This is a genomic window from Pseudomonas sp. IT-347P (assembly GCF_949768005.1).
Taxonomy (GTDB): domain Bacteria; phylum Pseudomonadota; class Gammaproteobacteria; order Pseudomonadales; family Pseudomonadaceae; genus Aquipseudomonas.
Window position 1 is genome coordinate 35,778 of the sequence record NZ_CATKPQ010000022.1, and the last position, 11,939, is coordinate 47,716.

Here is an 11,939-nt window from a genome sequence, read left to right on the forward strand (position 1 = left end):
CTTGTGGCACTGCGCCACTTACTGATGCAAGAGCCCGGCACTTTTGATCGACCGGCGACCCTGAACTGACTTTCGAGAGCCTTATTATGTCTACCACCCCCTCCACCATCCTAGTCGTAGAAGACGACGACATCGTGCGCATGCTGATTGCCGATGTGCTGGAGGAGTTGGAGTTCAAGGTGCTTGAGGCGGAAGATGGCGACGCTGCACTGGAGCTTCTCGAGGACATGAATAATCAAATTGACCTGATGATGACCGATCACGGTCTGCCGGGCATGAACGGCCGTGAACTGGCAACCAAAGCTCGCGAATTGCGCCCCGCCTTGCCGATTCTGTTCGCCAGTGGATATGCCGAGACCATCGACGTCCCTGGTGACATGTATGTAATTGGCAAGCCGTTTTCGATCGATCAGTTACGCGATAAAGTTAAAGCAATTTTGGCTTGAACAGCGATATATCGAGCGCCCGCTAACAAAGAAGAAGGGGCAGTACTGCCAGTACCCGGCCCCTTGGAACAACAACAAATCTTTCTCAGTCGAATATGCGCTTACATAGCAATACTTGATTAGAACATCCGAATGCGGCTCGACTCTTGAGAAGGCGTTGCAACTTCGCCGGAAATATTGCAGGGCCTCTGCGAACAAGAGGTCTTCAAAACGCTGACAGCCACCTGATAGCTTCCGCACGACCCTCAATTAATCTAACTAAATACGCTGCGATTCAACCCCAAAAATAAATACTTCTATCTTGTTGCACATATCACTGTGCACCACATAAATATCCGCTCATATTGATGCACACCTTGCAACATACGAACGCTTCAATGATACAACTGCGCAGACTTATCCTGAGGAAACACCCTGCGTTCGCAATTCATTACCGCGGACACATTAACTTCTGACACCAACTCCGGATATGAAACCATGCAACTTTCATCCAATGAATTTTTTGTCCCTATTGACCGATCCAACGCCGACAAACAGGAAAAAAACCGAATCATTGAAGCGCTGCGTAATTTGATTGCTCGCTACGAAGAAGTCGCAAAAGCCACAGCGGCCTCCCTGATACCTGTTGCAAGCTTTGATATCAAGGAGCTGCTCGTCCCCCGCACTGAGGGCAGTACATTTGATGATGTCTGTGCACCTGTCCATGACGTCATGCAAAAGATGATGAAAACCGACGCTTTCGCGGCGCTGCTTAGACATTATTCCTATCCTGCGGAAGTACAGATTTTCGTTGATGAGCAAGGCCATCTGTTCTCCATGGTGGATCGGCATCGTTTCAAGCTATCAATTGAATCTGACGCGAGTGGTGAATTGGCGGAAGAGATTGAAGTACTAACAGAATGTGCGGCACAAATCGGTGGCTATATTTACTCCGGCGACAACATCAGCGTCGAGCAATGGGTAAATTTCGAAGGCTTCAGCCTCCCACAGAATGTCAGCGAAGCGCGCAACTTGATGGCCTACTTGCAATTCGACCTCCCGGAGAGCCCGGCGCTGGGGGATTACCATGAACTGCTCGCCACAACGGAAGACTCTCCTTTTCATTTATCCGATGACGCCCTGCATAAGATCAAGGAAGTCACCCTGCAAATCACCGGAGGCAGTTCAAGCCTGTTACAGAAGCTCGCCGATGTAGATTTCAATCTGCAACCCACTTCCACGAAGCGCGAAAGCGCCGACAAGATTCTCGACACCTTCCTCAAAAGCCGATGGGCCAAAGCCGCCGGGCGAGCTATTCATGAACGACTCAGGTGGCACCTCGATTTGAACAACGAGGCTGTCAGTGAGTCGCAACTTCAACAAATGGCCAGCGCAGCGGTGTTGCTTGATCTGGATGCAAAGCCTGATCAGCACTTGATCTCGATCTACGACCCGTATAAACCGCAGAACGCATTATTGACGCCTGCGCAAGTGCGCGAGGAAGTGGAACAACATCTGATTGAACAGGGCCTGGCCGAGGAAAATGTTGCGCCCCTGGCTGCTCATCTCCTGCTTTCGCGAACAGCGCCCGAATTTCTGATTCAGGATGTACCTGCCGAACTGACTCTGGACAAACCTGGCTGGGTCGCTGTGGCACAGGCCGTTGCATTGATTGAAATCGCCGAACCTGGCAGTTCACGACTGATGAACTTTGCCCAATTGAAAGCGTTTTCCGCACTTTCACCGGTCACGCCCGAGCAGGCCATGCTGCATGAAGCGACTGCCATTGCGCCTGTTATCAACTGGGCGGTAATGAATGACATCATCACTTACTCGGTCGACAAGAAGTACGACGCTGCAACCCTTCGCAAAGCATCGGATTTTTTCAATCGTTACATTGAAGCGCTGAACAGCTGCGAAACGGCTTTGTCGACCGTTCCGCCGGATCGCAGAAAAGTCGCGATGGGCGAGCTAAGGAGAGTTTTGCCGGCGGGTGGCTATCTTGAAGAGCGAGCGTTCAGATTCAATTTTATACGCTCTTTACCCGAGCGCAGTTGGCTTGAAGCATTTAAATATGCGATACCGGGGGGTGGATTTCCCGATCTGTACGATGCACTTACCACCAAGTACGGATCCGCCGATCTTGCGGTATCCCCTTTGCTGCGAATGCGTTTGTCGCTGCTTGATCTTTACCTGTCCGATGACTTGATCGAGGCTGGCCGGCTTACGGACAAACTGATATCCGACCCCACCTTCGCTGCACCGGCCGGGGCTTTCTTGCGCCTGCCAGAGTTGCGATCGGCACGCAAACTGTTCGACGACGCCTTTGAAGATTATTACCAGAACGTTCAGAGAAGCCTGAAGTCCATCGTCAAGATGGCCATTGCGAACATGCCGGAAAGTGATCGCTATGCCCTGACAAATGGCACGTTGGCGTTGTACACCGTACGCAAGGAGGCCAACAAGCTTAATCCGAACAGTGAAACTCAAGCGCACCGGGATGAGGCCAAGGCGCGTTACGGCATTATTCTCTGCAGTGAAAATGCCGGTAAGACTCGCTGTTATGAATTCTTCACCTTGCGCGGTTTGTTGATCGAGCGCCCTGAACTGGCAGACATGTTAAACGCCACCGGCATTAACGATGCGACGCCGAGCCTGTCGTACGTCGGCAAAAAAACCGATTTTCAGGAAAAAAACTTTGAGCTGGAATGGCCGCTGGACTTCGCCGCGTACCAGGAAGGCAGCGAGCCGCGGACCGGGATGACTTCCAGTGTCGTCGTCGAAAAACTCTTGCGCTTGCATCTGCAGGCGGGCGCCACTCAGCCGGTTGAACTGTTCTTTTCCTCTCATCTCGACCCCTTGGCCGACCGCATCTTGCGGTACCACCCGGTCGCCACTCGCGCCGAGTTGTATGCCTCGCTAGACAGCAAAACGGAGCTGGAAGAGTGGCGCAGCACTAATGAAGTGATTGAAACGGCAGTCATCAACACCCTTGTCCCCTTCAAGCAGTGCATTGAAGACATACGATCCGGGGACGCTCCCCGTGTTACACAAGGCATCGGCGGCTGCATTCTAGATGGCCTGGCGATCATTGGCTTACTGGTAGGCGTGGGGGCGACAATTGCGAACATCGTCGCTAAAACAGGCTCGACAACCGTCAAAGTGCTAAGCATTGCCAAAGCGGTGGCGCGAGCGACGGCATCGCTGTTGAATCCGATTGACGGCTTGCCGCAATTGGCGATCAAGAGCTTTCGCAAAGCCGGACGTGGCATCTTGTTGTTAAGTGAGCATGGCGCCGATGCGATCTCCACCGCCACACAGCAGTTGCGCAAACTGACGGGTAAAACTCAAACATACGATCTGGTAAAGGCTGCTCAACTCACCGATATCCAACAGGGTCATTGGCGAGCGTCACATGCCTCCGCGCAGGCAATAGACCTTGCGGCTTTCGAGCGCAACGGCGTATGGCACGCTCATCATTTCAAGGTAAATGGCCCGTGGGGACCGCGACTGAACAACTTCAAACTGTTCGACGGTAATCCGTTGCTACGCCTGCTCAAACGGCTGAAACCGGACAGCTACACCCGTGGCTATATGAAGAAAGCCCTTCCCCTCGCCAAAACAAAACTTGATAGCACGGTTAAATTACTGAGCGATCAAGAATGGCAAAGCGAAGTCAGGCAGGTTTTCAAATACGTTTTCGGAACCGATACGGATCAGGCCGTGCAACATGTGGCGGGAAGACTTCGGGAAATGCGCAAGGATCTCGACAGCTTTAACCTTTCCAACGTGTCTTTTAAACGCGAACCTGTCCGCGCCGTCGCGGCACTGAATGTACCTGACTACAAATTGTGGAAAAAGGCCGTAGTGAACAAGACGGTATTTAAAGAATCGATCAAAAAATTCATCAAGATTTATCCGGGAAACCTGAATGAACTGTATCGCTCGTCAAAATTCGATGAGTCGAGAATTGCCGATGTATTGATTCATGAGATGTCGCATGGTGCGCCTGGCACGTTGGACCTGTATTACGGGAAAACGCTGGATCGGGTGGAGTATGACGCAGCCGCCTTGATTGATCTGGGCCGCAATCCGGGCATGGTCAGCCCGTCGTCCGTGAACCCCTACAGGACCGTGGACACCGAAAAGTTCACCCACTTGAATCAGTTTGAATCGATACGCGCCAGTCTTCCGCCTCTGATCCAGAAAAACCCTGCGCTGTACAATGCCGATTCTTATGAGCTTGCCGTGTCCTTGATTGATCAGATCAAATCGAATCCATCGGTGTTTGGAACAAATATGGCAACGATAGAAACAGCATTGAACAACACTGCTGCGGACACTTTCATCGGTAAGCTGGAAATCAACCTGGGCAAGGCATTTCATTGATTGCTTAGGCAACAACCTGGCTACAACACGTGAATTCGGTGCCCGCCATGGGCACCGTTTTGTTTTGCACTCGCCTTCTGCCCGCGGCTGCGTCAGCAACCGCCCGTCGCTCATTGTTCCTGTGGTTTAATTGCACCCTTTTGCCCCGTCGCTTGTTGTAAAGGAATGTTTTTGATGACTCAACCCGCCGCCACTAAAGTCCTGGTCATCGGCTACGTCTGGCCAGAGCCTCGCTCCTCAGCGGCGAGCGGGCATGTCATGCAGATCCTCGAAACCTTCCTGCAGCAACGTTGGGACATTACCTTCAGCAGCCCTGCCGGGTCCGGGGAGCACAAGGCGGATCTGACTGCGTTGGGCATTCGAGAAGTGCCGATCGAACTCAACAACAGCAGCTTCGATACGTTCATCAGTGAATTGGCACCGGACATCGTGCTGTTTGACCAGTTCATGATGGAAGAACAGTTCGGCTGGCGCGTTGAAAAACACTGCCCCGACGCCCTGCGTGTGTTGGAAACCTCCGACCTGCAGAGCCTGCGCCACGCTCGCCACCAGCGCCTCAAGGATCGCCTGAAAAACCACGGTGATCAGGATGACTTCAGCGATCTGTTCGCCCCGGCATTGCACGAAGAGTTTCAGTTGATGGCCGACACCGATCTGGCCAAACGGGAAATCGCCGCCCTGTACCGTTGCGATCTGAATCTGATGATCTCCGAAGTGGAAATCGAATTGCTGGTTCAGCAGTTCGGCGTGCCACGTGAATTGCTCCACTGGTGCCCGCTGATGGTTGATCTGCCGACGGCGCCGGCGAAAACATTCGCCGAACGTGCGCACTTTCTCAGCATTGGCAACTTCCGGCATGCGCCCAACTGGGATGCGGTGCTTTGGATGAAATCCGCGGTCTGGCCACTGATTCGTCAGCAATTGCCGGAGGCGCAATTGCACATCTATGGCGCTTATACGCCGCCCAAAGCCACGGCCTTGCACAACGCGGCACAGGGCTTTCATGTGATGAACTGGGCCGAAGATGCGTTGCAGGTCATGTCGGCGGCGCGAGTGTGTCTGGCTCCGCTGCGCTTTGGCGCCGGCATCAAGGGCAAACTGGTTGATGCCATGTTGTGCGGCACGCCCAGCGTCACCACCCCGATCGGGGCTGAAGGCATGCACGGCGAGGCCGCCTGGCCGGGAGCCGTCTCGCGCAGCGCAATCGAGCTCGCCGAGCGCGCCGTCCAGCTTTATAAAGACGAGGCCTATTGGCAGACGGCTCAACAGGCAGGAAAAACGTTACTCGCTGAGCGCTATCAACGAGCCGAGCATGGCCCTGCGCTTATAGAAAAACTGCTTTATTGCCAACAGCATTTAACAGAACTCCGGATTCGTAACTTTACCGGCAATATGCTGCGCCATCATTCCCACAAAAGCACTCAATATATGTCGCAATGGATCGAAGCAAAAAACCGCAACATCCAACCAAACTAAACTTACCCCTGCAACAACGAAACGACTTGCATCAAAGCAAGTATTGGCTCACTTAACATTAACCCTTATAAACATCCTGCGCGCACACTTTGGATACTTTCAATATTAATAAACGCAGGATGCATTAAATGAGCAACTTTACTAAAGATAATTTTCCCAGCGCACACTGGATGACTGCAACCAAGGAACTGGACAATCTGACACTGCGGGAAATGACACTGCCGGGTACCCATAACGCAGGCTGTGACTGGCGCGCGAGTTACCCTCTGTATCCAAGCGCAAACTGGCTGGCCTGTCAGGACAAATCCTTCCTCTCGCAATTGAATCTTGGCGCAAGGGCACTGGATCTTCGCTTGCTTTACGACAAGGATGCCGATGACTTTAAAAAGTTTCGTTTCCAGCACAACAACTATCGCTCTTCGCGCAACCTCAGGCATCTTATAGAAGACTTGTACGACTTTCTTGGAAGCAGTCCTGACGAGTTCATTATTCTGGATTTTCATGAACTCGCAGCGGGCGACAGTGCTTTCAATCATGAAGAATTCAAGGCATTGATGCTCAGGCATTTGGGCAAGATGATGATTCCGGAGAACAATCGGCACCTGACGCTTGGTGAGCTGAAGGCCGCCAGCCCGATACAACGTATCCTGGTCGCCGCGCCCATGACCTGGGACAGCCGGGATGAGAAGTTCCATCAGCAAATCAATCACAAGTGGATAGGTCAGTCATTGGTCAGTACGACAACTCTGCATCGCTACATCACCGACGTATTGAGCACCGGGGTCAGTGCCTGGCAGCCCTGGTCGTTGTCTGCCACCAGTTTTACCATCGGCGGCCCTGCGCGAATTCTGGGTGAACTTGATAACTGGTTCGATCCCGCCAAGACGGATTGGGCGAAAAAGTGCAGCATCATCAACTTCGACTTTATTAAAGACTCGAACATTGTGCGTTTCTGCCAAGTGGCAAGTCTGCAAAAGGCCATCGAAAAGTCTGCAATAGCGCCGCGTTCCCAGGTAATTAAACGGGCGTGAAGACAGATCACGGCGAACTGGCGCGCCACCCGGCAAACGAGGCATGATCCGCGGGCGATAACAAAAAGGTGCTCAGCCATGACTCGAAACGCCCGCGTGACCGACCCTTCTTACGAGTTGATGGACGACCATAACGGCTTGTCCATCATCTACCGTCAGCACGGCTTTCCCTGCCCGCTGGTGCGCTGGCACTTTCACAAAGAGTACGAACTGCACCTGATCGTCGCCAGCTCCGGCAAAGTGTTCATCGGCGACTATATCGGCAATTTTTATCCCGAAACCCTGTTCCTCACCGGCCCTAACCTGCCGCATAACTGGATCAGCCAAGTGGCCGAAGATGAAGTCGTGGAAAAGCGCGACATGCTGGTCAACTTCACCGACGAGTTGTTCGAAAGTGGCCACTTGGTGTTCGCCGAACTGAAAAGCCTGGCACCCTTGCTGGAACGCGCGCAATACGGCATCGAGTTTCGCTGCAAACGCACCATCCGCCAGGCCATGACCCTGATGCAGCGGATCGCCGACAGCAAGGGCATCACCCGCCTCGGGCACTTTTTCATCCTGATGGAGTTGCTCGCGGCCAGCGATGATTTCCAGTTGTTGTCCGGCGCCACCACCCCGCAATTGGCTGATGAGCACAATATCGATCGCACCAACCGTGCGGTCGATTACATCTTCAGCCACTACGCACGCGACATCTCGCTGGAAGAAGTTGCCGAACATTTGGGCATGACACCGACCTATTTCAGTCGGGTATTCAAACAGGCCACCGGGCGTAATTTCATCGAGTTCGTCAATCGCCTGCGCATCAGCAAGTCCTGCGAGTTGCTGGCCGACGGCGATAAACCGGTGACCGAAGTGTGTTTTGAATCCGGCTTCAACAACATCTCCAATTTCAATCGACGCTTTCAGCAGCTCAAAGGCATGACGCCGTCGCATTATCGGCGGCTCGCCGTACAGCGCCTGACCGAGCAGAATCACCTCTGACAACGCAACGCCCCTGTAGGAGTGAGCCTGCTCGCGATAGCGGTGGATCGGCTGACAAAATCGCAGTCTGACCCACCGCTATCGCGAGCAGGCTCACTCCTACAGGGTACGATGCCATTCCCGAAAACCTGTACGCATTCGTTGCCCCTTCCCCGCTGCAAACCCCTTCCCTGCATTCACCACGCAAAAGCCCAGTGCAAAAAAGTATCGATCAAAGTGCTAGGGATGATTTGTCAGCCCAGCGTTTGAAGGCTGTAATCAGCGCACATTCTTCCTGCACAGGAAGACACAAAAACAATAACTGTCCTTCTGTAACCCTCCGGGTGCAGAAAAGGAGTGCACGATGCAACCCACTGCAAAAGCTCTGCTTGCCCTCACCTGCATGACCCTCAGCAGCGTCAGCCTTGGCGCCCAGACCCTGACCATCGCCACCGTCAACAACAGCGACATGATCCGCATGCAAAAGCTCTCGAAAACCTTCGAGACCGAGCATCCGGACATCAAGCTCAATTGGGTGGTGCTGGAAGAGAACGTCCTGCGCCAACGCCTGACCACCGACATCGCCACCCAGGGCGGCCAGTTCGATGTGTTGACCATCGGCATGTACGAAGCGGCACTGTGGGGTGGCAAAGGCTGGCTGGAACCGATGAAGGACCTGCCGGCCAGTTACGCCCTCGACGACGTGTTCCCGTCGGTGCGTGAAGGCTTGTCGGTGAAGGGTTCGCTGTATGCCCTGCCGTTCTACGCGGAAAGCTCGATCACTTATTACCGCACCGACCTGTTCAAGGAGGCCGGGCTGACCATGCCCGAGCGTCCGACCTGGGAAGAGATTGCCGGTTTCGCTGAAAAACTCACGAAAAAGGATAAAGAACAGTACGGCATCTGCCTGCGCGGCAAGGCCGGCTGGGGCGAGAACATGGCGCTGATCACCACGGTCGCCAACGCCTATGGCGCGCGCTGGTTCGATGAGCAGTGGAAACCGGAATTCAGCGGCCCCGAGTGGAAAAACGCGCTGAACTTCTACGTCGACACCATGAAGAAATCCGGCCCGCCGGGTGCCTCCAGCAACGGTTTCAACGAAAACCTCGCACTGTTCAACAGCGGCAAATGCGCAATCTGGGTCGATGCCAGCGTCGCCGGCTCGTTCGTCACCGACAAGACCCAGAGCAAAGTCGCCGATCACGTCGGCTTCACCTTCGCACCGCATCAGGTCACCGACAAAGGTTCCGCCTGGCTGTACTCGTGGGCGCTGGCGATTCCGACCAGCTCCAAAGCCAAAGACGCCGCGAAACAATTCAGCGCCTGGGCAACGTCCAAAGAATACGGCGAGCTGGTGGCCAAGACCGACGGCATCGCCAACGTACCGCCGGGCACCCGCGCTTCGACCTACAGTGACGCCTACATGAGCGCGGCGCCGTTCGCCAAGGTCACGCTGGAATCGCTGAAAGCGGCTGACCCGAGCAAACCGACGCTGAAACCGGTGCCTTACATCGGCATTCAACTGGTGACCATTCCCGAGTTCCAAGCGGTGGGCACCCAGGTCGGCAAACTGTTTTCGGCAGCGCTGATCGGCCAGACCACGGTGGATCAGGCCCTGACTGCTGCGCAGCAAACCACTGAACGCGAGATGAAGCGCGCCGGTTATCCCAAGTAACCCGCAAAGCTCACTCCTACATTAGATCTCCATAGGTCTGTATGACTCGGTTGTGATCACCATGAATACTTCAACTGCCAAAGCCCACATCGACCTGTCGCAACCCGCGCGCAAGATCCGCGTGCGCAATCCCGGCTGGTTTCTGGTCAGCCCTTCGGTGGCCCTGTTGCTGCTGTGGATGATCGTGCCGCTGGGCATGACCATCTACTTTTCGATGATCCGCTACAACCTGCTCTACCCCGGTGAAAACGAGTTCGTCGGGCTGGAAAACTTCAACTATTTCCTCACCGATTCGGGCTTCATGCCCGGTGCCACCAACACGCTGTTGCTGGTCGGTAGCGTGTTGCTGATCAGCGTGGTCTTCGGCGTGCTGATCAGTGCATTGCTCGAGGCCAGCGAATTCCTTGGTCGCGGCATCGTGCGGGTCATGCTGATTTCGCCGTTCTTCATCATGCCCACGGTCGGTGCGCTGATCTGGAAAAACCTGATTTTCCATCCGGTCTCGGGGATTCTTGCCTACGTCTGGAAGCTGTTCGGCGCGCAACCGGTGGACTGGCTGGCGCACTACCCGCTGCTGTCGATCATCATCATTGTTTCGTGGCAATGGCTGCCCTTCGCGATCCTGATTCTGATGACGGCCATGCAGTCCCTCGACCAGGAACAGAAAGAAGCCGCGCGCCTCGACGGCGCCGGGCCGATCGCGATCTTCTGGCACCTGACCCTGCCGCATCTGGCCCGGCCGATTGCCGTGGTGGTGATGATTGAAACGATCTTCCTGCTGTCGGTGTTCGCCGAGATTTTCACCACCACCAACGGCGGCCCCGGCTACGCCTCGACCAACCTCGCCTACCTGATCTACAACCAGGCGCTGGTGCAGTTCGACGTCGGTATGGCCTCGGCGGGCGGCTTGATTGCCGTGGTCATCGCCAATATCGCCGCGATCATTCTGGTGCGGATGATCGGCAAAAACCTGACTGACAAAGCCTGAGGCCTGCCATGACTCTTCAACAATCCCGCCGGCTGCAAAGCCTGCTGCTCGGCACCCTGGCCTGGGCCATCGCGATCGTGATTTTCTTCCCGATCTTCTGGATGGTGATGACCAGTTTCAAAACCGAAATCGACGCCTTCGCCACGCCGCCGCAGTTCATCTTCACGCCGACGCTGGAGAACTACCTGCACATCAATGAGCGCAGCGATTACTTCAGTTTCGCCTGGAACTCGGTGGTCATTTCCTTCAGTGCCACGGCTCTGTGCCTGTTGATCGCGGTGCCGGCGGCGTACTCGATGGCGTTCTACGAAACCCAGCGCACCAAAGGCACGCTGTTGTGGATGCTCTCGACGAAGATGTTGCCGCCGGTGGGCGTACTGATGCCGATCTACCTGCTGGCGAAGAGTTTCGGCCTGCTCGATACGCGCATCGCGCTGATCGTGATCTACACGCTGATCAACCTGCCGATCGTGGTCTGGATGGTTTACACCTACTTCAAGGACATCCCCAAAGACATCCTCGAAGCCGCCCGCCTCGACGGCGCCACGCTGTGGCAGGAAATGGTCCGCGTGTTGCTGCCAATCGCCAAGGGCGGCCTTGCCTCGACCGTGCTGCTGTCGTTGATCCTGTGCTGGAACGAGGCGTTCTGGTCACTGAACCTGACTTCGTCGAAGGCTGCGCCACTGACTGCGTTGATCGCCTCGTATTCGAGTCCGGAAGGTTTGTTCTGGGCCAAGTTATCGGCGGTCTCGACCCTGGCGTGTGCGCCGATTCTGATCTTCGGCTGGATCAGCCAGAAACAACTGGTGCGCGGCCTGTCCTTTGGCGCCGTGAAATGAATCTCGCGCCCTCATGCGATTCCCTGTGGGAGCGGGCTTGCTCGCGAAAGCGGAGTGTCAGCTCCATTGATGCCGACTGACACGGCCTCTTCGCGAGCAAGCCCGCTCCCACCAAAAGCTTGCCCGGCGCATTTGAAATAACTTAAGCGGAGG

At 54.9% G+C, this 11,939-nt stretch carries 8 protein-coding genes; all 8 read left to right on the forward strand.

Annotated elements, in window-relative coordinates; genetic code table 11:
- Positions 1 to 86 precede the first annotated feature (86 nt).
- The 8 genes from ACM6IV_RS08985 to ACM6IV_RS09020 all read left to right on the forward strand — a co-directional run bounded on the left by ACM6IV_RS08985 (position 87) and on the right by ACM6IV_RS09020 (position 11,786).
- The gene (locus ACM6IV_RS08985) at positions 87 to 446 is read left to right on the forward strand and encodes a response regulator (protein WP_414869654.1); all 360 of its coding nucleotides are present in this window, start codon (positions 87 to 89) and stop codon (positions 444 to 446) included.
- A 477-nt stretch (positions 447 to 923) separates the two neighbouring features.
- The gene (locus tag ACM6IV_RS08990) at positions 924 to 4,814 is read left to right on the forward strand and encodes a hypothetical protein (protein WP_414869655.1); all 3,891 of its coding nucleotides are present in this window, start codon (positions 924 to 926) and stop codon (positions 4,812 to 4,814) included.
- 174 nt (positions 4,815 to 4,988) lie between these two features.
- Entirely contained in the window at positions 4,989 to 6,290 is a 1,302-nt protein-coding gene (locus ACM6IV_RS08995) for a glycosyltransferase (RefSeq protein ID WP_414869656.1), read from the forward strand.
- Between the two features lie 128 nt (positions 6,291 to 6,418).
- A complete protein-coding gene (locus tag ACM6IV_RS09000; RefSeq protein WP_414869657.1) occupies positions 6,419 to 7,321 on the forward strand; it encodes a phospholipase in 903 nt (300 codons plus the stop codon).
- Positions 7,322 to 7,399: 78 nt separating this feature from the next.
- Positions 7,400 to 8,305, forward strand: a complete 906-nt coding sequence (locus tag ACM6IV_RS09005) for an AraC family transcriptional regulator (protein WP_414869658.1) — start codon at positions 7,400 to 7,402, stop codon at positions 8,303 to 8,305.
- Between the two features lie 343 nt (positions 8,306 to 8,648).
- Positions 8,649 to 9,959, forward strand: a complete 1,311-nt coding sequence (locus ACM6IV_RS09010; RefSeq protein WP_414869659.1) for an ABC transporter substrate-binding protein — start codon at positions 8,649 to 8,651, stop codon at positions 9,957 to 9,959.
- A gap of 61 nt (positions 9,960 to 10,020) precedes the next feature.
- Positions 10,021 to 10,947, forward strand: coding sequence for a carbohydrate ABC transporter permease (locus ACM6IV_RS09015; protein WP_414869660.1), 927 nt, complete (start codon positions 10,021 to 10,023; stop codon positions 10,945 to 10,947).
- 8 nt (positions 10,948 to 10,955) lie between these two features.
- Positions 10,956 to 11,786, forward strand: coding sequence for a carbohydrate ABC transporter permease (locus ACM6IV_RS09020; RefSeq protein WP_034154211.1), 831 nt, complete (start codon positions 10,956 to 10,958; stop codon positions 11,784 to 11,786).
- The last annotated feature ends 153 nt before the right edge of the window (positions 11,787 to 11,939 follow it).

Excerpts from the sequence above, each read along its gene's own strand:
- ACM6IV_RS08985 (WP_414869654.1), top strand. The coding sequence starts at position 87 with ATGTCTACCACCCCCTCCACCATCCTAGTCGTAGAAGACGACGACATC.
- ACM6IV_RS08990 (WP_414869655.1), top strand. The coding sequence starts at position 924 with ATGCAACTTTCATCCAATGAATTTTTTGTCCCTATTGACCGATCCAAC.
- ACM6IV_RS08995 (WP_414869656.1), top strand. The coding sequence starts at position 4,989 with ATGACTCAACCCGCCGCCACTAAAGTCCTGGTCATCGGCTACGTCTGG.
- ACM6IV_RS09000 (WP_414869657.1), top strand. The coding sequence starts at position 6,419 with ATGAGCAACTTTACTAAAGATAATTTTCCCAGCGCACACTGGATGACT.
- ACM6IV_RS09005 (WP_414869658.1), top strand. The coding sequence starts at position 7,400 with ATGACTCGAAACGCCCGCGTGACCGACCCTTCTTACGAGTTGATGGAC.
- ACM6IV_RS09010 (WP_414869659.1), top strand. The coding sequence starts at position 8,649 with ATGCAACCCACTGCAAAAGCTCTGCTTGCCCTCACCTGCATGACCCTC.
- ACM6IV_RS09015 (WP_414869660.1), top strand. The coding sequence starts at position 10,021 with ATGAATACTTCAACTGCCAAAGCCCACATCGACCTGTCGCAACCCGCG.
- ACM6IV_RS09020 (WP_034154211.1), top strand. The coding sequence starts at position 10,956 with ATGACTCTTCAACAATCCCGCCGGCTGCAAAGCCTGCTGCTCGGCACC.